Origin of the sequence: Acinetobacter terrae, from assembly GCF_013004375.1 — a bacterium.
GTDB classification, from domain to species: Bacteria; Pseudomonadota; Gammaproteobacteria; order Pseudomonadales; family Moraxellaceae; genus Acinetobacter; species Acinetobacter terrae.
The window spans coordinates 185587-206741 of record NZ_JABERI010000041.1 but is presented as its reverse complement, the minus strand read 5'-3'; the positions used below and the strand labels follow the sequence as shown (position 1 = coordinate 206741).

Below are 21155 nucleotides of genomic sequence, written 5' to 3'. Positions count from 1 at the left end.
ACCGATCAAGCTAATAAACAAAGAAAATATGAACAAAATTAGATGGCAGATACGACCCATCATAATCCCCATGCAATAAAATTGAAGGAGTTGGTCATTAGCTTAAATGATTTGAGGTGGGATTAAGAATATTTATTATTGGAACGATTAAGCATAATATTTACGAATTAAATGTTTATACAAAATTCATGTGTAAAGGCATACGCTAAAAGAATGATAAATCTAAAAGGGTAGAGTGATAATCAGGTTTTATTTATTGGTAGAAAAAGTCTTTTTATAAAGCCCAGATGTGCAAAAGCGAGAGTGAACTCTCGCTTTTTAATCTTAAACTATCTTACTGATGTAAGAATAATTTTAGAATTATAGTGCTACGATGTTTACAGCATTCGGGCCTTTTTGACCTTGAGTGATGCTGAATTCAACTTGTTGGCCTTCAGCCAAAGTTTTGAAACCAGAGTTAGCGATTTCGCTGAAATGAGCAAAAACGTCAGGACCGTTTTCTTGTTGAATAAAACCGAAACCTTTAGTTTCGTTGAACCACTTAACAGTACCTTTAACAGTATTAGACATAATACAATCCTATAAACTTTAATATTTTTGGTTTAATAAAAAACCGGGTGTTAACTTGAAAATATGAATGGAACTTTAAATCTGAAAAACGAAGGATTATGACTAAAACTGCGAAATACAAAAAGATTTACCAGAACAAAACTATTTTTCTAGTTGAGATAAAGAATACAGGTATATTTAAGAATGTGCAAGTTAATATTTATCTATTGATGCTTTTTATGCCGTGTATTTGTAAGTAAATAATTATTTTTAGTAAATCAATAATTTATCTTTTGATTCTGTGATCTTTTTATCGAGCTAAAGTCATGGTTGGATTCTATTTCATAGCTTTAAACCACTTTATTTGAACTTCATCTGAAAAAATGACTTAAATTTTTTCAGATTGGTCATCTTACGCATTAAAAAATACTGACGTGATGACTTTAATTAATCCTCTTATTATATTTTCATGGGGCTCATGATTGTGAGTTTAGGACTTAAACAGGGCAATGAATGCCTAAATGCGTTATTTTTCAATTAAAACTGAATAAAGTTTGCTTTGTTATGCTTTAGGGCGTATAAAGCTAACTCGTTGATGCGGGATGGAGCAGTCTGGTAGCTCGTCGGGCTCATAACCCGAAGGTCGTTGGTTCAAATCCAGCTCCCGCTACCAACGAAAGAATAAAAGAGTTTATAGCCTAATCTACACAGATTAGGCTTTTTTTATGCCTTTTATTTAAGTCCAAACTCGGGTTTTTCCCTATATAAAGGATGCATTATTTCGTATTTTCCTTAACTTTGATTATGATAGAGGCAATAGGAGAAGGTTCATGAATAAGTTATTCACTTTAATGGTGTTGGTTGCTTTGGTGGGTTGTGCTGAAAAAAAACCATTAACTGCTGAAGAGCAGTGGAAAGGCTATTGTACAAGTGTGGGAAATGCTGCAAATACGATTATGTATGACCGTCAAAATGCAATTGATAAAGCAGCTGCATTAGAACATGCCAGTAAAATTGAAGATGAAACCACAAAAACATTCATCTTGGATATTATTGAACAAGTTTATGCGTTTCCATTAGCTGAAATTACTGTAGATCCACAAGCAAGCCGTGATCAATTCAAGCAAAAAATCACAGAAAAATGTATCGCGACTCCGCACGATAAAATGCCTGACTACAAACCGTTCTAAAGAACGGTTTTTTTATATTTATCGTTATTTAAACCTCTAAAATAGCCTAAGCATAGTCAGCATAAATTGTGACATTTGAGTAAATCATAAATATAGAAAAGCTTATATAAATAGTGAATAATGAAAATAACTACAAAAAAACCAAGGAGCGCTATATGGACGTTGTGGGTTATCTACATAATGCAGACTTGCTCTTAGAGGATGAACAGGGTGTTGTGGTGATGGGTGGAAGTCACTACGTACTCAGTTTGGGCGATAAAGTCTATCTTCGGCATATGATTGATCAAGAAACGAAGCTTTATCAGGTTCATATTTCATTTGCCAGCGCAGAGCATGCTATGCTTCATGAGGATGAAATTCAGGTTAAATTTGAAGGTTGTCGCGATGATTTACGTGAATATATGAACGCAACGACAGTCCACTAAGGTTGAATGTTTTTCTTTTTAAAAAAAGGGCAACATTAGGTTGCCTTTTTTATGTATGAGTTTCAGTCAAAAGTTAATTATTATCATCATTAAGGGTGTACATTGGGGTGGATTTGATTATTGAGTGATCAATATGGGCATCATTTAGATACTAAATAACGGACATCATAAAGAAACACTCTACTTGCATTAACTTTTAACTGGAATTTTAGTAAAATTTTGCAGTCCATATTATTTGTGAAGCTTTATAGAAGCTGGAATTCACAGGTAATTTTTTAAAAAAGAGGAATAACACCGTGCTAGAAGCTTACCGCCAACACGTTGAAGAACGTGCCGCACTCGGAGTCCCACCGAAGCCACTTGACGATGCTCAAACAGCTGACTTGGTTGAACTATTAAAAAATCCCCCAGCTGGTGAAGAGGCATTTTTAGTTGATTTGCTAGAAAACCGTGTTCCTGCAGGTGTTGACCAAGCTGCTTATGTTAAAGCTGCTTTCTTGGCTGCTTTGGCAAAAGGTGAAGCAACTTCTCCACTCATTTCTAAAGAACGTGCGGTTTACTTGCTAGGTACTATGCTTGGTGGTTATAACGTTGCGCCTTTAGTTGCATTGCTTGACGACGCTGAACTTTCTGCACTTGCTGCTGAAGCGTTGAAAAAAACCCTTCTTGTATTTGATGCGTTCCATGACGTTGCAGATAAAGCGAAAGCGGGTAACGCAAACGCTCAAGCAGTTATGCAGTCTTGGGCTGATGCTGAATGGTTCACTACACGTCCAGACGTTCCATCTGAAATTAAATTGACAGTTTTCAAAGTAACTGGCGAAACAAATACAGATGACTTGTCTCCAGCTCAAGACGCTTGGAGCCGTCCAGACATCCCATTACACGCGAATGCGATGTTGAAAAACGAACGTGATGGTATCAACCCTGAAAAACCAGGTGAAGTTGGTCCATTAAACCAAATTAAAGCGCTTATCGCGAAAGGCAACCAAGTTGCTTACGTCGGTGACGTTGTTGGTACTGGTTCATCTCGTAAATCTGCAACTAACTCTGTACTTTGGTTCTTTGGTGATGACATCCCGCACATCCCGAACAAAAAAGACGGTGGTTACTGCCTAGGTTCTAAAATCGCTCCAATTTTCTTCAACACTATGGAAGATGCTGGTGCGTTACCGATCGAGATCGATGTTGCTAACATGAACATGGGCGATGAAATCGTTCTTAAAATTGATCATGCTGCTGCAAAAGTTACTGCGTCTAAAGATGGCGTTCAAATTGCTGAATCTGACCTTAAAACGCCTGTTCTTCTTGACGAAGTTCGTGCCGGTGGCCGTATCAACTTAATCGTTGGTCGTGGCTTAACCACTAAAGCACGTGAAGCTTTGGGTCTGCCTGTATCTACTTTGTTCCGTGTTCCTGTTCAACCTGCTGCAACTGGCAAAGGTTTTACTCAAGCACAGAAAATGGTTGGTCGTGCTTGTGGTCTTCCTGAAGGTCAAGGCGTACTTCCAGGTACTTATTGTGAACCACGCATGACAACTGTAGGTTCGCAAGATACTACAGGTCCTATGACTCGTGACGAATTGAAAGACTTGGCTTGCCTAGGTTTCTCTGCTGACCTTGTTATGCAATCTTTCTGTCATACAGCTGCGTATCCAAAACCAATTGACGTTCAAATGCAACACTCGCTTCCTGATTTCATCATGAACCGTGGTGGTGTGTCTTTACGCCCAGGTGACGGTATTATTCATTCTTGGTTAAACCGTATGCTTCTTCCGGATACTGTTGGTACTGGTGGTGACTCACATACTCGTTTCCCAATTGGTATTTCATTCCCAGCAGGTTCTGGTCTTGTAGCGTTTGCTGCTGCTACTGGTGTTATGCCATTAGACATGCCTGAATCTGTTCTTGTTAAGTTCAAAGGTAAAATGCAGCCTGGTATCACTCTACGTGACCTAGTACATGCTATTCCTTACTACGCGATCCAAGCGGGTGACTTAACTGTAGAGAAGAAAGGTAAGAAAAACATCTTCTCTGGTCGTATCCTTGAGATCGACTTAACAGAAATGGAAACTGACTTAACTGTTGAGCAAGCGTTCGAACTTTCTGATGCTTCTGCTGAACGTTCAGCTGCTGGTTGTTCAATCACGCTTTCTGAAGAGAAAGTTGCTGAATACCTTAAATCAAACATTACAATGTTGAAATGGATGATTTCTGAAGGTTATGGCGATGCGCGTACTATGGCTCGTCGTGTTGAGAACATGGAAAAATGGTTGGCTAACCCAAGCCTTCTTAAAGCTGATGCTGATGCTGAATACACTAAAGTGTACGAAATCGATCTTGCTGATATCAAAGAACCTGTTCTTTGCTGCCCGAACGATCCAGATGATGCGAAACTTCTTTCTGACGTTCAAGGCGTGAAAATTGACGAAGTATTCGTTGGTTCATGTATGACGAACATTGGTCACTTCCGCGCAACTGGTAAGTTACTTGAGAAAGTTCCTGGTGGCGTACTTTCAACTCGTTTGTGGATTGCTCCACCTACGCGTATGGACGAACGTCAATTGATGGAAGAAGGTTTCTATAACATTTATGGTAAAGCTGGCGCGCGTACTGAAATGCCAGGTTGTTCATTATGTATGGGTAACCAAGCACGTGTAGCTCCGAACACAACTTGTGTATCGACTTCTACTCGTAACTTCCCGAACCGTCTAGGTCAAGGTGCTAACGTTTACTTAGCTTCTGCTGAACTTGCATCTGTTGCTGCTGTACTTGGTAAATTACCAACTCCAGAAGAATACCAACAATATGCAGCTCAAATTGACAGCATGTCAGCTGACATCTATCAATACTTAAGCTTCGACAAAATGAGCGACTATACTGACGCTGCTGCGAATGTTGATACGAAGAAAATTGCTGCTGCTCAATTGTCTTAATGAGCTAGGATCAAGAAAAGCCGAAAGGCTTTTCCCTAGCGCAAGAGTAAATCTATGATTTACTTTGATAATTAAGCAATAAGCGGTATAAGATAAGGGCTGAGTAATCAGCCCTTATTTTTTTATGAAAAATTATTACGAAGAAAAATTTGAAACTTTATTTTTGACATTTGGTGCTGGAATCGCAAAAGAAAAAATTGTTGAAGACCTTTTATATAAAAGTACACAACCTAAGATAGGATTGTTCAAAAATAAGTTTGATATATTTTGGCAATCAAATTTTATTAAGTTGCTTACAGTTGATGAAGTTCAAAGTGAAAACTACATTTTAGCTTTGAGCCAATATATTCGTTATACAATTACAGTAAAAGAAGTTTGCATCGATTTCATAAAGCTTGATGTTGAGAGTTTTATTTTGGCAGTTAGGTACTCGGGAATTATTCTAAATTCAGCGCATAATTCTTGGAATATTGTCAAAGAAATAGATATTGATTTATCAATACACAAAATTTCTTCTTTTCTTAGGGTTGTTGAAAAGCTTCAATCAGAATATGTTTCTAGATTAGAAGAATATGAAGTAATCAAGAAAGAATTAAGTATTGGTCAAGTGACAGCGATGATATTTAGCAGTTTATATGCTTATGAATATTTAATTCCACATCGAGAGAGTATTGAGCAATTACCTTATCAATACGACTTGAATGAAAATAATTCAGCAGAAAGTGTGTGGAAAGCATTTGATAATATCGTAAAAACTTCTCGAAAAAATAAGAAAGTGATCACAGAAAAATCGTTAGGTTTAGCACTTAAGTCTAAAATGATACCATTCTTGACATCTGAGGGCTTAACAGAGGCATTAATAGTTCAATATGAAACCTTTAAAAAGTTAGTTGCTATAAAAATTGAAATCCAAAACTATCAAAGAAATGTATTTGAGTCTTTTAGTTTTAACTCAAATGTAAATTATGAACTTAAAGACAAAAAGTTAATTCATTCTAATAAAAAAGAAAAAAAAGATTATTGGGATGAAAAGAACTCTTTGTTACTTAGTTATTGGTTTATGAAAGGAAGTCAAAAGTTATTGGAGTCAGATTATATTTATAGAATTTCACCGACAGGAAAAAACTTAGAAGCTAATGCGATTGCATTATCAAAAGCATTTGCAGTGAAAGAACAACTAAGACAGATATATGGAATTAATGATCTAAAAATTAATAATGTAGATTTGGATTTATTTGATGTGATGAAAACTATGGCCCTATCACAAGCACACTATTTAAAAGATCATATAGAAAAATTTGAAGGTTATTTACTTGAATCAAATTCACATTTGAAAGCACTTACCAAACTAATGATGCATGGTCTCGTCACTGGTGAAAATCGTATGCCTATGACATTTGCATGGCAAAAAGATAAATCTAAAAGAATGTCATCTTGGATTATTGAAGGCAGTAACAATCAGAAAATAAAGAAAATTAATCAGATTCTTAATTTTTGGAGCTGTGATTTGTATGATGATAATGATGATTCTAACTTTTCTCAGAAACCTTTTTATAAAATAGATGAGATGATTTTTGAATTTCCATGGTTAACAGCATTTCAAAATTTGAATACTTCAATGATCAACTACGTTAGAAAGCTACATAAAAATAGACTTGAGCTGAAAAATGAAACTGATCAAATTGAGCTAAACTTGGCAGAAAAATTTAAGAAAGCGGGTTTTCAAGTCTTTCCACAATATTTTCCAAAAACTGGAAATGCGGGCGAAATTGATTTAATAGCGATTTATGAAAATCATGTTGTGGTTATGGAAATTAAATCGTCGTATATAAGAAGCAGTATTAAAGAAATATATGAATATCGAAATTTTACCTTGAATAAAGCGGCATATCAGCTTACTAAGAAAGTAGAGTATGTTAAATCAGAATTTCTTCGAGAATACTTTGAAAATTCTGAAGAGTTAAAAATTCATTCTTGGATTATCGACACTACATTAGAATTTGATCATCTATATTTTGGTGAGCATTTAAAAGTTTCACTAGACGAAGTAATTATTAGTTTAACTTTGGATCACTCCTTTATGAATCGAATCATTGAGAGTGATTTGGATGCAAAAGATGAAAAGGTGCAAATTAATGGTATCGAGTTTATAAACAATATAGGTAATAATAAATTTTGGAATGAACAGCTGGGTAATTATGAAGAGTATATTGGAAAAATGTCTGCAAAATTTGCTATATAAAATTTATAGGTTTTATAGATGAAATTCTTAAAAAATAGGCTTTTGGGTATTTTTAAAATTAATTCATCGGAAAAGCATTTGATTTAGATCTTTCAGATTAAGATTCACTTGGTCTGATCGACAGTTACTATGCATGTCGTTCATTACCCTTTACACTCCAGCAAATAAATCGTTTAATCAGCGCATTGTAAAATGATTTAAAAAGTTGATGTAACAAAATGGCTAAACAGGCGCGGTTTTTATGTATTGGTGGATTTCTTAACGGATCAGCCGTGAAAGATCAAGGTGAAAGCTTTGAATGTATTGAGAAGTCAAAAAAAGTGACTTATCGAAAACTTGAAATTTTTCATCCAGATTTGTGGGATGATTATTACTATGTTTGTGAAACAACGACGGATCAACAAGCCAGAAATTGGGTGTATGACATCGAATCTAACTAATTGTTTATTGAGTAAATATATCTTTAAAAACTATTATTAACGCGCTTGGGATTTAAATGACCATCGCATTTTTTAGTTAATCATTCATTTAAGATCATTGTATCTAGAAAAGGGTTGGTATTGTCGCCAGCCTATTTTAAATCTCTGTTGTAAAACATTCAGACAATAAAAAGCCCCATGGTTAGGGGCTAGTCGTATATGGGTCAAGCCCATATACTGTAAGAGGCTCATCTCAAACTGAGAGTATTAGAACACAGCAGCCTTTAAATAACCATCTAAATCTGATCTAAACAGCCAATTGCTGCGCAATCACCGGCCATAAATTCTGATGCGACTTTTTGAACATCAGCATATGACCAATAGCTTTATGCTCATAATTTTTAGGCTTAAGTTCAATCATCTGGGTATCTGCATTCGGGTATAAACGCAGTAAATCTTTTACGTTTGCAGCCGTTGCAATTTCATCGTCTGACGACCAAAGCACCGTGATCGGACAATCAATTTCAGCATGATAATCTTCAAACACGGTTTTGCCCATCGCATTCATGACATAACCCGGTTTGCTGCAAAATTGCGCCCATTGTTTGGCCACATCTTTAGGCAGGTTTTCACCCATACCAATGGCTTGGGTGGGACCATAACCTTTGGTAATACGGGCTAATGGGAAAATGACATTGAACATGACAGGGGCAAGCAGTTTAGTTTTGCCTTTTAGGCCTTTCACGTGTCCAGTAGAGCCGGAAACGGCAATAACTTTAGCGACTTTTTGATAATTTGGCACAATCCCTAAAAGCTGACCGCCTGCACTATGACCCAGTAAAATGACTTGCTCTGCTTGTGTCTTGCATAACAAGGTGTCTATTGCCGCAGGAATATCCAGCTGTCCCCAATTGACAATATTGGCCTCAGACTTACTTACAGGGCCGTGTAGAGAGCGACCAATACCACGGAAGTCAAAACTTAAAACATCGTAACCTTGTGTGCTTAGCCATTCTGCAAAAGCTTGGTAGAAATGTTGAGTAATTCCAGTGGCAGGGCAAATTAAAACGGGGTGATTATTTTTACTTGAATCTTGTTTTGGGTAAAAACGTCCACTGAGAGAATATCCATCTTTACAGCTGATTTCCAATGTTTCAAAAATACTCATATTTAGAACATGCGGTTAAATTTAACTTGTTCCTACTGTACCCAAGTTCCAAAAAGAAACTTGCACAAATCATGACTTTAAAGTCAGAATAGCATTCTAAAAATAAGGATATAAATCAATGGATATTGGAAGTTTAAATCAGTCTGTTTCACTCGCAATCATATTTAGCGGTGTTTTTCTTTGGGTGGGTATGCTGACTGGGGTATGGAAATATTATCAAATACGACATTCTGAACAGGCCCGTGCACATTATTATGTCGATATTGCCCATAGAAGCAGTTTGTTGTATGCACCCGCCAGTTTAATTATTGCGGTATTGGCATATTTTTCAGTCTGGGCTGAGGGACTTAACTTAATTTTTGTGCTGATCAATCTTTTCTTTTTTAGTTTTTCAATTTTAAGTTATGTACTACATGGTTGGCTAAAAGATACAACTAATCAATTTAAACAGCCACACCAAATGGGGTGCTGGCAATTGCCAAAATGGATGCTTAGCAGTGCAATGATTTTATTGGTGATTGGCGAACTGGGAGCGACAGCAGGGTTGTTGCTTGGAGCAATAATGGGCTTGAATGGATTTTGATTAAAAAGGTTAACTGGATAATATTTATAATTTTTCTTGGTTTTTCTTTTTTTTAAGATGGGTGAGAGTCACCCATCTTTTATTCTGTAGAATTAATTTGTTTCTGTTGACGATACTTTTGATCGACTACAGCCCAAATGTAAAAGGCAATCGAAACAATAAAAGCATACAAAAAGTATTCAGGTTTCAAATTACCTTGAATTAAACCATGAATGATTAATGTCACGAGCAGAGCAACAGTCGTACTCATATAGGTGACCATGTTCTTATTTGCTTTTAGAGCGTTAATGAAGATTTCTTTATTGAAATGTAATGATAACATCTCCACCCCTCCTGTCGTTTTTTGACCTAAACCTAATTGTTTTAGTCAGATTAGTGTCTATTGTTGTACTTGTTATTTAGCGGCATTTCAATAGCTATTGTCATTATTTTGTAATAAAACCATGTTAGTGCATAAATTCATATACGGATTTTATTCAAAATGTACACATTGGGTATTTTTTTATGCATAAAGCGACCAAATTTTATCGTATCACTTTTCAATAAATAAGCTTTATTCAACAATAGTAGATAGATATATAAGAAAGCAATATTGATGCCAGTAGCATGCAATACGGCATATTGAAGGGAGAGATACTGCGGGAAATAGCGATGAATCGCTAATCGTTTTTAGAATGGGGTATATACAGAAAACTGTGTCAATCAGAGATGTAAACAATAAAACTCTATTTGGGTAAAACAGGATGTTTTATTGATCACGCTTAAAATCATGTTTGGGTAAAACTTGATTTTAATGACCTCAGTTTTCAGTTATTTTTTAACTTTGTCGATCACAATAGCAATAATCAGCACAATGGTAGATGGAATAAGCCATGCTAAATTTTGTGCATTTAAAGGTAAATGTTGAACGATTTCAGGCAAGTTAAAACCTGCAACTTTAAGTCCATCCAATATGCCAAATAAAAATGAAATCGCGGTTACTGGCGCAACAACGTAAGCAGGTCTATTGAAAAACTTCCAGAAGAAGCTCAGTAGAATGACGACAATGGCTGGTGGATAAATTGCACTTAACACAGGTACAGACACTGCAATAAGTTTAGTTAAACCTAAGTTTGAAATGATGAACGAGAAGCCAACCAAAATAAAAACCAAGATTTTATAAGGCACTTTAGTCAGTTCAGAGAAGTATTCCGCGCATGCACAGGTTAAACCAATCGCGGTCACCATACAGGCAAGGAAAATCATTCCGGTTAAGAACAGAGAGCCAACATCACCAAACGCATGTTGCACATATGCATGCAGGATCACTGCACCATTTGCCGCATTTGGAGCAACTTCGTGACTGCCTAAACCTAATTTAAACAGACTTATGTAAACTAGCGTTAAACCTACACCCGAAATCAAACTTGCGATCACTGCATATTTAGTCACCAGTTTTTTGTCAGTTACGCCACGTGAATGAATCGCGTGAATAATAACAATACCAAAGACCAAAGCGCCTAAAGTATCCATGGTTAAGTAACCATTAACGAAACCTTCAGAAACAGGAGCAGTCACATAGTTATCAATTGCAGGTGGAATGAATCCGGCAGGAATTGCAAACGCGGCGATACCTAACACAGCTAAAGAAATGATCTTTAAGGGTGCAAGGAAGTGACCTACAGTATCGAGCAGTTTATTTGGGTACAAAGACACCGCTGTCACAACGGCAAAATAAATTGCACTGTAAATGAGCAGGCTGCTACTTGATGTACCAAAATAAGAAGAAAAACCGATTTCATAAGAAACCGTTGCTGTACGTGGAGTTGCAAATAAAGGACCAACAGCTAAGTAACACACGATAGTTAAAACCAGACTGGCGATTTTACCTAAAGGTGAACTTAAATTTTGGATGGATCCTTCTACACGCGATAACGCCATAATGGTGATAACAGGCAGACCAACTGCAGTGATTAGAAAACCTAAAGCAGCTAACCATACATGTTCACCCGCTTGTTGAGCGACAATCGGAGGAAAGATAATATTGCCTGCACCAATGAAAAGTGCAAAGGTCATAAAACCTAAGGCAATAATATCTCTTGTACGGAGACTTGTCATAGAGGGGAGATGGATTGACCAAAAGAGGCAATTTTAGAGGATAGAAAAGCATTTTGGTACTCTATTTTCTGCAGGTTATGATTTTTATTTATATGCATATACAAATATATGAACAACTGGCTAAATTCCGGTTGATTTATATTATTGATTATTGAATGAAAAATAGAAAATAAGGAAAAATAGTCTTCTTTTTTAAATATTTACCAACTGTTTAAATTTTTTGTAATGACGGTTTAAGTGTATGTAAATCAATCATTAAAACCCTAAAAAGCACCACTCATTTTTCTTTATGCACTGTAATTAAACAAAAAAATAGTAAAAGGTCTATAATCATAAGCCTTATTTATGAGGATGATGCGATGAAAGCTTCCACTATTACCATTAAAACTGAGCAAGATCTCGAGAAACTGCGTATTTCCGGGCGTTTGGCTGCTCAGGTTTTAGAAATGATAGGGAAGTATGTCAAGCCAGGCGTGAGCACAGAATATCTGGATGACATTTGTAATGATTTCATTGTAAACACTTTAAAAGTGATTCCAGCCAATGTGGGCTATTATGGTTATACCAAAACCACCTGTATTTCACCCAATGAAGTGGTTTGTCACGGCATTCCATCGCCAAACACCATTTTGCAAGATGGTGACATTATCAATATTGACGTTGCGATTATTAAAGATGGTTATTTTGGTGATACCAGTCGTATGTATTACGTGGGTACGGTGAAGCCTGAAGCTAAAAAATTAGTTGAAACCACTTACGAAGCGATGGTTGCGGGTATTCATGCAGTGAAACCGGGTGCAACGCTGGGTGATATCGGTTTTGCCATTCAGTCGGTTGCACATCGTGAAGGTTATAGCATTGTGCGTGAATATTGCGGTCACGGGATTGGTCAGGTTTATCACGAACAACCGAATGTTTTGCATTATGGTCAACCGGGTCAGGGGCTTCAACTTAAAAAAGGTATGGTCTTTACCATTGAACCGATGGTCAATGCTGGTAAACCGCGTGTGAAAGAACTTAAAGATGGCTGGACAGTGGTTACAGCAGATCGCTCTTTGACTGCGCAATGGGAACATATGGTGGTTGTGACTGACACCGGTTTTGAGCTGTTATCACCTTGGCCTGAAGGTACAGGTTCGTATCCTGAAATTTAACCAATAAGATTTAAATGAAATAGAATGTTTTATCTTTTGGTTAAAAGCAGTTTATTTTGTGTACTAATAAAGTTTTAAAAACGATTAGTTACAAATTTAAATATCTGTTTTAATTAAAAAAATAGTTTTTGAGATTTTTTTGTTAGATTTTTTAAATATTAGATTTAGCTGTATTTATTTCGTATTATATACATATAGACTCTAGCTGTAGTTTCTTTTTCAAAGTTTATAGGCTTACCCACCTCGGGTAAGCTTTTTTTTGTCTAAAATTTTTCATTACATCAAGTGATGTTTCATACTTTTTATAAGAATCTTTTTTTATTTTATCGGGCGATGGCTGAAATGTGTAGGCAGGTTGCTTTAAATATTTAGCCATCTTCTTTTCATACATTAATGATCACAAAAATTAATGTTTGCCGAGCTGTTCTACTAAATAATCGATAAAGACACGCACAGCAGGCAGTAGCCCACGGCGTGATGGATAAACGGCATGGAAAATACCATGTGGTGCTTTCCAGTTGGGGAGCACACGAACCAGTTCACCGCTTTGCACGTAGTCTTGGACAATGGTGTCAGGTAATAAGGCAATCCCGCAATTTTGTCTTGCGAGTTGTGCCAGCATCATTAAATCAGAACCCATCACCATCGGGTTCACCTTGATTTTTTTCTGCTGATTGTGTTCATCGTGTACCACAATATGCTGATCTAAATGTTCATCTCCCATACTCAGGATTTGATGCTGGCTTAAATCTTCTGGTTGTTTTAACTCACCAAATTCATTTAGATAAGCCTGACTGGCAAATAAGTGCTGTTCGATGTTTTCAAATTTGCGTATCACCAGACTCGGATCGTCATCTAAATTTGAACGAACACGTAATGCGATATCAATACCTTCATTGATGACATCGACACGGCGATTACTCACAATGAGCTGGATTTTGATTTCAGGATAGGTCTTGAGGAATTGAGGCAGAATTTTTGCAATTTCATTTTGCGCGATGGAGACGGGTAGACTGACTTTAATCACGCCACGTGGCTGGATACTCAGATGATCAACCAAGTCATGTGCAGCTTGGGCAGCATTCATCATGACTTGTGCGTGGCGATAAATGTTCATGCCAATATCAGTGACTGCAAAATGGCGCGAACTGCGTTGAATTAACCGAACCCCCAAATGCTCTTCCAGATTATAAACGCGACGACTTAATTTTGATTTGGGAATGTCGGTTGCCCGTTCTGCTGCGCTAAAGCCGCCATGTTCGACCACCAATGCAAAGCAATAAAAATCATCAAGATCAGATAGCATTTAAGAATTCCATTTATGCAACAATATTCAAGATTAAAGGTTTATCGTTTCAGTTTGTCAATTTTAAATTTGTTTAATTTTTCAGATTTTAATTGCCTATCTCATTGAGATAGCAAGGCTAAAGTGGAATATCTATCTAGAAGGCTTTTCTTTAATTTGATCTGTGGCTGCTTTGAGTTAAAAAGGTTGGATTTCTCCATTTTTATTATGACTTCTTATCAATATATAGATTTGAATAAAGGAAAAATGTCATGGAATTAAGACATTTACGCTATTTTGTTGCAGTGGTTGAGGAGCAGAGCTTTACCAAGGCTGCTGAAAAACTGTTTATTGCCCAGCCTCCTTTAAGTCGTCAAATTCAAAATCTTGAAACTGAGCTGGGTGCTTTGCTGTTTGAGCGCGGAAGCCGTCCATTAAAGCCCACAGCTGTGGGACATTTTTTTTATCAGCAAGCGGTCAAGCTGTTATCCAGTGCGGACCAGATGAAGTCGATCACCATGCGTGAAGGCATTATCAAAAAAACCATCACCATCGGCTTTGGTGGTTCATTGTTGTATGGATTATTGCCCCGAGTGGTTTATTTATTTCGCCAGCAACAACCTTATTTGAAAATCAAACTGGTTCAAATGAATGCGATGGAGCAAATAGACGCGCTTAAAGAGGGTCGGATTGATGCCAGTTTTGGTCGGGTCCGAATTTCTGATCCTGCAATCAAGCGAATTTTATTGCGTGAAGAACCATTGATGGTCGCTGTGCATTCTAGCCATCCTCTTGCCGCAAAAAAACAGGGGGTTAAACTCGAGGAAATTGTTGAGGAACATGTGTTGTTGTATCCCAATCAACCCAAGCCGAGTTTTTCGACCCAGATGAAAGGTCTCTTTTCAGAGTATGGTTTAGAGCCTAAGAATTTAACTGTGGTCGAGGATATTCAACTGGCTTTAGGTTTGGTGGCTGCAGGCGAAGGTCTGTGTATTGTTCCAGAGAGCGCCAAAACCATGCAGTTTAAGCATCTGAATTATATTCCTATATTGGATGATGACGCCGTCAGCCCGGTCTTTTTGATTATTAGAAATGCTGATAACAGTGACTATATCCGTTCATTATTGGATAGTGTGTATCAAGTTTATGATCTGGAGGCCATCAAATATGATCGTCGGATTTTTTAATAGTGATCGATATTGAATGACTCTATTTATTATTTAATTGCCTTGTTTTAGAAATTGAGCAATTTCGCGAACGAATTTGATCGGTTCACTGATTAACGGCGTATGCCCAGACTTTTCAAAGATAATTTGTTTTGAGTTTTTTACGCTATTGGCAATCATTTTTTGTCCTGCTGCAGGATATAGCTTGGATTGTGCACCAATGAAAAAAGTACTGGGGCAAGCAAGCTGTGCAATGGCATCACGATAGTCTTCGTTATGATGTAAATAATTATTCACATACCAAGCCAAATAATCCAGACGCTGCATCGGTAAAACAAGGGACTGTAATTTAGGCTGTTTTAATGCCGTTTTGAACAGTAAAGGAGTAACCTTATTACTCGCTTGAAGTAGAAGAAACTCCAGCCAAAGTTCTAATAAATGTTGTCGAGATGCTGAATCTAGATCAGACAACTGAAGTGCATGAGGTTTTGCTGCAAGCAGTTGCGAGATCTCTGCCAAGAGTCGTTTAAATTGAGGTTGTTGCTGGCTAAATAAACCGTACTGCCAAGTCTCATCGACCGAAATTTTGGGTGTTTGATCAATATGCAGATAACGGGTTAATTTTGTATTTAAATTACTGTAATGCATGCCATGCATGGCCGTTGTTGCACCCATGGAATAAGCAATCACCGAGAATTGATCTAACTGAAATTGTTCAATCAAGCTGTCTACATCACGCCAGTGACTGGAAATGGCATCCAGTTCAGGAATGCTGCAACGCTGTGAGCCGCCAAAACCGCGCCAATCTGGAATAATGAATTTATTGTTCTTGGCTTGGGGATATAAGAAAGGAAGCCATTGCCAACTTTGCATACCCAAACCTGACAGGACTAAAACAGGATGGCCTTGTCCAAATTCGCGAACAAAAAGCTGTTCACCATCAGGCATGCGGTAATGTGACATGGTTATTTCCTTGGTTTATTATTGTTCATCGAATGCTTTTAATTGGGGAATCATAGTTTCCAGCCACGAAATCCAGCCCATTTCCAAATCAATCCCAAGTTGTAGAATCATTTTATGAATAAATTGGGTTCGGTCTTGATCTTGCCTATTGGCAAAATCTTTTGCAAAAATTGTTTGGTAAGTTTTTAGATTTTCTTTGTGTAAAATCAGATGCCGTTCCAGTTCAGGTAGTACGGTGTTGCCGCCCAGTTGAGCTTCTGCACGTAGCCGAACCATCAACTCTTCACGTAATTGTGCGGGAGGACTTTGTTTGACCATCCAGTTTGCTAATTCAGTACGACCCAATTGTTCAACTTGATAGGTTTTTTTACGACTGGTCGCATTATGCTCTTCAATGGTGGAGATCCAGTTTTTTTGTTGCATCCCGCTCAGTTCACGGTAAATCTGCTGATGTGTTGCGTTCCAGAAGAAGCCCATGGAACGGTCAAAGCGACGTGCTAAATCAATCCCCGTACTTGGTTTTTCAATTAAGCTGGTCAATAAAACATGGGCTAAAGACATAAACGACTCAGTCAGTAAAAATTTACCAGATCATTATGCAACATGTTGCATAAAAATCAAATCTGGAATATAAATTGTGCAACAAGTTGCATTAAGCACCGTATTCGCTAGCTCAGATAGCATGCCAAGGAGATCATATGTCTAATTACCCTCATTTATTAGCACCTTTAGATTTAGGCTTTACCACCCTCAAAAACCGTGTCTTGATGGGATCTATGCACGTGGGTCTGGAAGAAGCACCTGGTGGCTACGATCGTATGGCCGCATTTTATGCTGAACGTGCTCAAGGCGGTGTGGGGCTGATTGTGACTGGGGGGATTTCACCGAATGATGCAGGCTTGACGTTTGCCGGTGGTGCTAAATTAGACAGCCGTGAAGAAGCTGAAAAGCATCAAGTGATTACTAAAGCAGTGCATGATGCTGGTGGTAAAATTGCCATGCAGATTTTACATACCGGCCGTTATTCTTATCAGGCTGATCTGGTTGCGCCATCTGCCATTCAAGCACCGATTAATCCAACCAAACCGCATGCATTAACCAGTGCTGAAGTACAACAAACCATTGATGACTTTGCCCATTGTGCCAAGTGGGCACAGTTTGCAGGATACGATGGTGTAGAAATCATGGGTTCGGAAGGTTATTTGATTAATGAGTTTATTGCTGCACGGACTAATCATCGTGATGATGAATGGGGCGGTAGCTATGAAAACCGTATTCGTTTCCCGATTGAAATTGTAAGACGTACCCGCAAAGAAGTCGGTGAAAACTTTATCATCATTTACCGTTTATCGATGCTAGATTTAGTTCAAGGCGGTTCAACCTTTGAAGAAGTGGTGCAACTGGCGAAAGAAATTGAAAAAGCCGGTGCTACCATTATCAATACCGGTATCGGTTGGCATGAAGCACGTATTCCGACCATTGCCACCAAAGTGCCGCGAGCTGCATTTACCTGGGTGACAGAAAAACTCAAAGGTTTGGTCAAGGTTCCGCTCATTACTTCAAACCGTATTAATACGCCGGAAATGGCAGAGCATGTTTTAGCTTCCGGTCATGCCGATATGATTTCCATGGCGCGCCCAATGCTTGCCGATGCATTCTTTGTGCAAAAAGCAGAACAAGGCCGTAGTGATGAAATCAATACCTGTATCGGTTGTAATCAGGCGTGTTTAGATCATATTTTCTCAATGAAAATTGCAACTTGCCTAGTCAATCCGCGAGCTTGTTATGAAACAGAACTGATCTTTAAAGAAACAGCCGTTGCAAAAAATATTGCGGTGATTGGTGCCGGTCCAGCAGGTTTAAGCTTTGCCACCTATGCTGCAGAACGTGGACATCAGGTCACTATTTTTGAAGCAGCCAATCAAATTGGTGGCCAGTTCAATATTGCCAAAACTATTCCGGGTAAAGAAGAATTTTATGAGACCTTACGTTACTTCAAACGCAGAATTGAATTACTTCCTAATATTCAGTTACGTCTAAATCATCAGGCGACTTATGCAGAACTGAGCGAATCAAACTTTGATGACATCGTAGTAGCAACAGGTGTGACTCCACGTCATTTAGAGATTGAAGGTATTGATCATCCCAAAGTACTGACCTATCTCGAAGTATTAAAAGAACGTAAACCAGTGGGTCAACGCGTTGCGATTATTGGCGCGGGTGGTATCGGTTTCGATACGGCTGAATATCTAAGCCATGAAGGGGATAGTGCAAGCCTGAATCCTAAAAAATTCTATAATGAATGGGGCATTGATACCACTTATGAAAATGTCGGTGGTTTAAAAGCACCAGTACTAGAACAGTCAAAGCGTGAAATTTACCTATTGCAACGTAAAGCAAAATCAGTGGGTGCAGGCTTGGGTAAAACCACCGGCTGGATCCACCGTACCGGTTTAAAACACCGTAATGTGAAAATGGTGGCCGGTGCAAGCTATGAAAAGATTGATGATCAAGGCTTGCATATTGTAGTGAATGGTCAGCCCACAGTACTAGAAGTCGATAATGTGGTGATTTGTGCGGGTCAGGAACCCTTTACCGCCATGTTTGATCAACTGAAAGCAGATGGTAAGAATGTGCATTTGATTGGTGGTGCCAAAGAAGCCGGTGAACTGGATGCGAAACGCGCAATTCGTCAAGGTGCGGACTTGGCAGCAGTGATTTAAAGTGATTAAGTCCTCTCCCTTGCGAACTCAAAATATATTTTGAGGATTCTCATCTCCTACAAGGAGAGGGAATTTCCTTTGGTTTTAAATTGGGAATAAATACTCCCTCTCCCCAAGGGAGAGGGTTGGGGTGAGGGAATAAATAAAATTCAAGAATGAATATAAATAGAGGAATTAAAAATGACCATTGAAACGACAAAAAAATCTATTACCCGTTGGCATGAAATGCTACAAACAGGTGATATGTCTATCTTGAATGACCTGCTTGCTGAAGATGTGGTGTTTCGTTCACCGGTGGCATATAACTTTTATCCGGGTAAGCAAGTGGTGTTTTTTATTTTGACCAATGTCATTCAGATCTTTGAAAACTTTACTTATCACCGTGAATTTTATTCAGAAGATGGATTGAACGTGGTGCTGGAGTTTTCAGCCAATGTCGGTGAAAAAAAACTTAAAGGCATAGACATGATTCAGTTTAATGAACAAGGTCAAATTATTGATTTTGAAGTGATGCTACGTCCAAAGAGTGGTCTGGAAGCATTGGCAGTACAGATGGGACAGCGTATGGCTGCTTTTATGCCAAAAGCATAAGGAGTATAGTAAAGATATAAACTGTTAATGGAATGACATGTACTAAGTATTTTGAGTTGCATCATTTTAAGGTGGAGCGAATATGAAATTTTTAGTCAAAAAAATCAGTCTGTTGGCACAAGAAATCGTTGATCAGATTACAGGTGCAGAATTCCCTACACTGTATTTTCATCCAGAAGGTGAAGCACGGCAGATGCTCAATGTTTTGCCTCAACTGAAGCAGAAATATCGCCCGACGCCGTGGTTGTCAAATACACATTTGCACTTGATGTATTTTGACCTGATTAAAAAGAAAACGATTCAGCTTAAATATGATGCTATTGAACAGTTGCAGATGCCGGATGGTGGTGTCACGGGTATAGCGTGGTATGGGCTTGATCTTCCTGAAGATACCCCGACCATTATATTAATGCATACCCTAACTGGCACACCTGAAAGTATGTCAGAACTAGTACGTGACTTGCATCGACATACAGGCTGGCGTGTAGCGTTGTGTTTGCGCCGTGGTCATGCCAATTTACCCATGCCGATACCGAAGATTTCTATATTCGGCTCAACCGATGATTTGCGTGAACAAATTCAGCATATTCAGACAAAATTTCCAGATTCTCCTTTATATGCCGTTGGTTCATCGGCAGGTACAGGATTGTTGGTGCGTTATTTGGGAGAAGAAGGAGAGCAAACTCCATTTAAAGCCGCTTTTGCACTTTGCCCAGGCTATGACACTGAACATGGCTTTAAAAATGTTCATCCTTTTTACAGCAAGGTTATGACCAAAAAACTATTTAAGTCTTTTATTTATCCTTATACGACAACGTGGGAAAAAACTACATCTTTGTCAGAAGTGCTGGCGACAAAAAGTCTGCTCGAATTTCAATATTGCTGTTTTGAACTGGCAGGCTATAGCAGTTTTGAAGACTATAATCAGGCAACTAACCCGATCTTGGTATTTGAAAATGTCACTATTCCACTGATGATTTTAAATGCAGAGGATGATCCGGTTTGCCATATTCGGAATTTTGACCCTTATAAAGAGGCCATTCAACAGATGTCAAATATTATGGTAGTGACCACGAAAAAGGGTAGCCATTGTGGTTTTTATGAGGGTGTAAATCACACGCAATCATGGTCAGCGCGGTTGATTGCAGACTATTTAATTGCGCAACATCAGTAAATTTAAGAATGTATCAATTGATTTATCAATAGGCTCTTTGAAATATTTTGATGCAATTGCCATTGGTCTGACTGATAAATAATTAATGTTTGAATCAGTATTTCTGTTATACTCGATTCAACAATAAAAATGACATGAAAGTGTTCTTTTTTTAAAATTGATATAAGTCTTATTTAATCTGCGTTATCAAAGTTAAGGTTGTTATTTTGAAATGCCAATGGTGGCGTTTCTGTATGTGTTGAAAAAAATTGGTGTAAATGTTGAATATAATTGAAAATTTAGTAGCAAAATCTGTAAACGGTAGTGAAATTGTTGTATCGCTGGTTCCTTCAAAAAAAATGCAAAGTACTCGCGATGGGTTTAAATGGGTTGAAGTTGGAAAGAGAGTTTTACTTCAGTCTGGTGTTGAAATCGATTTGAATCTAGATGGTCGTAGCTTCTATACAGGTGTTAATGAGATGTTCCGATTCACCTCACGTGTGAATTAAAC

The 21155-nt window shown here is 37.9% G+C and carries 19 protein-coding genes and 1 tRNA gene; 13 read left to right on the top strand and 7 right to left on the bottom strand.

The genetic code is table 11. The features are described 5' to 3' along the window. Nucleotides 1-360: 360 nt before the first annotated feature. On the bottom strand, nucleotides 361-570 hold the full coding sequence (locus HLH14_RS15795) for a cold-shock protein (protein ID WP_053577989.1): 210 nt from the start codon (nucleotides 568-570) through the stop codon (nucleotides 361-363). 575 nt (nucleotides 571-1145) lie between these two features. Between HLH14_RS15795 and HLH14_RS15790 the strand changes: the two genes are divergently transcribed. The 6 genes from HLH14_RS15790 to HLH14_RS15765 all read left to right on the top strand — a co-directional run bounded on the left by HLH14_RS15790 (nucleotide 1146) and on the right by HLH14_RS15765 (nucleotide 7782). Then, nucleotides 1146-1222 (top strand) — tRNA-Met (locus tag HLH14_RS15790). A gap of 157 nt (nucleotides 1223-1379) precedes the next feature. Beyond that, nucleotides 1380-1739, top strand: a complete 360-nt coding sequence (locus HLH14_RS15785; protein WP_171533472.1) for a hypothetical protein — start codon at nucleotides 1380-1382, stop codon at nucleotides 1737-1739. 155 nt (nucleotides 1740-1894) lie between these two features. Further along, entirely contained in the window at nucleotides 1895-2164 is a 270-nt protein-coding gene (locus tag HLH14_RS15780; protein WP_067726239.1) for a hypothetical protein, read from the top strand. A 296-nt stretch (nucleotides 2165-2460) separates the two neighbouring features. Continuing rightward, nucleotides 2461-5100: a bifunctional aconitate hydratase 2/2-methylisocitrate dehydratase gene (locus HLH14_RS15775; protein WP_131271423.1), complete on the top strand. Its 2640-nt coding sequence runs from the start codon at nucleotides 2461-2463 to the stop codon at nucleotides 5098-5100. Between the two features lie 124 nt (nucleotides 5101-5224). Next, on the top strand, nucleotides 5225-7342 hold the full coding sequence (locus HLH14_RS15770; RefSeq protein WP_067726243.1) for a hypothetical protein: 2118 nt from the start codon (nucleotides 5225-5227) through the stop codon (nucleotides 7340-7342). Nucleotides 7343-7560: 218 nt separating this feature from the next. Further along, the gene (locus tag HLH14_RS15765; RefSeq protein WP_171533471.1) at nucleotides 7561-7782 is read left to right on the top strand and encodes a hypothetical protein; all 222 of its coding nucleotides are present in this window, start codon (nucleotides 7561-7563) and stop codon (nucleotides 7780-7782) included. A 286-nt stretch (nucleotides 7783-8068) separates the two neighbouring features. Here HLH14_RS15765 and HLH14_RS15760 read toward each other — a convergent pair whose 3' ends face one another. Beyond that, nucleotides 8069-8929, bottom strand: a complete 861-nt coding sequence (locus tag HLH14_RS15760) for an alpha/beta hydrolase family protein (RefSeq protein WP_171533470.1) — start codon at nucleotides 8927-8929, stop codon at nucleotides 8069-8071. A 118-nt stretch (nucleotides 8930-9047) separates the two neighbouring features. Here HLH14_RS15760 and HLH14_RS15755 point away from each other — a divergent pair, with 118 nt between their 5' ends. Continuing rightward, the gene (locus HLH14_RS15755) at nucleotides 9048-9512 is read left to right on the top strand and encodes a hypothetical protein (RefSeq protein WP_171533469.1); all 465 of its coding nucleotides are present in this window, start codon (nucleotides 9048-9050) and stop codon (nucleotides 9510-9512) included. 79 nt (nucleotides 9513-9591) lie between these two features. On the opposite strand, the gene HLH14_RS15750 is transcribed toward HLH14_RS15755, so the two are convergent. Together HLH14_RS15750 and brnQ are read right to left on the bottom strand one after the other, a co-directional pair. Continuing rightward, nucleotides 9592-9834: a hypothetical protein gene (locus HLH14_RS15750; protein ID WP_067726250.1), complete on the bottom strand. Its 243-nt coding sequence runs from the start codon at nucleotides 9832-9834 to the stop codon at nucleotides 9592-9594. A gap of 488 nt (nucleotides 9835-10322) precedes the next feature. Beyond that, complete coding sequence (gene brnQ, locus HLH14_RS15745) at nucleotides 10323-11609, bottom strand: branched-chain amino acid transport system II carrier protein (protein WP_171533468.1); 1287 nt, start codon at nucleotides 11607-11609, stop codon at nucleotides 10323-10325. A 359-nt stretch (nucleotides 11610-11968) separates the two neighbouring features. On the opposite strand from brnQ, the gene map reads away from it, so the two are divergent. Beyond that, nucleotides 11969-12763 (top strand): type I methionyl aminopeptidase, encoded by a 795-nt coding sequence (gene map, locus HLH14_RS15740; RefSeq protein WP_171533467.1) that lies wholly within the window; start codon nucleotides 11969-11971, stop codon nucleotides 12761-12763. A 406-nt stretch (nucleotides 12764-13169) separates the two neighbouring features. Here map and HLH14_RS15735 read toward each other — a convergent pair whose 3' ends face one another. After that, on the bottom strand, nucleotides 13170-14069 hold the full coding sequence (locus HLH14_RS15735) for a LysR family transcriptional regulator (protein ID WP_171533466.1): 900 nt from the start codon (nucleotides 14067-14069) through the stop codon (nucleotides 13170-13172). A gap of 251 nt (nucleotides 14070-14320) precedes the next feature. On the opposite strand from HLH14_RS15735, the gene HLH14_RS15730 reads away from it, so the two are divergent. Next, nucleotides 14321-15235, top strand: coding sequence for a LysR family transcriptional regulator (locus HLH14_RS15730; protein WP_171533465.1), 915 nt, complete (start codon nucleotides 14321-14323; stop codon nucleotides 15233-15235). Nucleotides 15236-15268: 33 nt separating this feature from the next. Here the strand turns inward: HLH14_RS15730 and HLH14_RS15725 are convergent, their stop codons facing one another. Both HLH14_RS15725 and HLH14_RS15720 read right to left on the bottom strand, forming a co-directional pair. Next, nucleotides 15269-16177: an alpha/beta fold hydrolase gene (locus tag HLH14_RS15725; protein ID WP_171533464.1), complete on the bottom strand. Its 909-nt coding sequence runs from the start codon at nucleotides 16175-16177 to the stop codon at nucleotides 15269-15271. Between the two features lie 18 nt (nucleotides 16178-16195). Then, nucleotides 16196-16738, bottom strand: a complete 543-nt coding sequence (locus HLH14_RS15720) for a PadR family transcriptional regulator (RefSeq protein WP_171533463.1) — start codon at nucleotides 16736-16738, stop codon at nucleotides 16196-16198. A 137-nt stretch (nucleotides 16739-16875) separates the two neighbouring features. On the opposite strand from HLH14_RS15720, the gene HLH14_RS15715 reads away from it, so the two are divergent. The 4 genes from HLH14_RS15715 (at nucleotide 16876) to HLH14_RS15700 (ending at nucleotide 21153) form a co-directional block, all read left to right on the top strand. After that, the gene (locus HLH14_RS15715; RefSeq protein ID WP_171533462.1) at nucleotides 16876-18900 is read left to right on the top strand and encodes an NADPH-dependent 2,4-dienoyl-CoA reductase; all 2025 of its coding nucleotides are present in this window, start codon (nucleotides 16876-16878) and stop codon (nucleotides 18898-18900) included. A 180-nt stretch (nucleotides 18901-19080) separates the two neighbouring features. Beyond that, nucleotides 19081-19491 (top strand): nuclear transport factor 2 family protein, encoded by a 411-nt coding sequence (locus HLH14_RS15710; protein WP_171533461.1) that lies wholly within the window; start codon nucleotides 19081-19083, stop codon nucleotides 19489-19491. Nucleotides 19492-19573: 82 nt separating this feature from the next. Beyond that, on the top strand, nucleotides 19574-20665 hold the full coding sequence (locus tag HLH14_RS15705; protein WP_171533460.1) for a YheT family hydrolase: 1092 nt from the start codon (nucleotides 19574-19576) through the stop codon (nucleotides 20663-20665). Nucleotides 20666-20922: 257 nt separating this feature from the next. Then, the gene (locus HLH14_RS15700; RefSeq protein WP_067726267.1) at nucleotides 20923-21153 is read left to right on the top strand and encodes a hypothetical protein; all 231 of its coding nucleotides are present in this window, start codon (nucleotides 20923-20925) and stop codon (nucleotides 21151-21153) included. Nucleotides 21154-21155 lie beyond the last annotated feature (2 nt).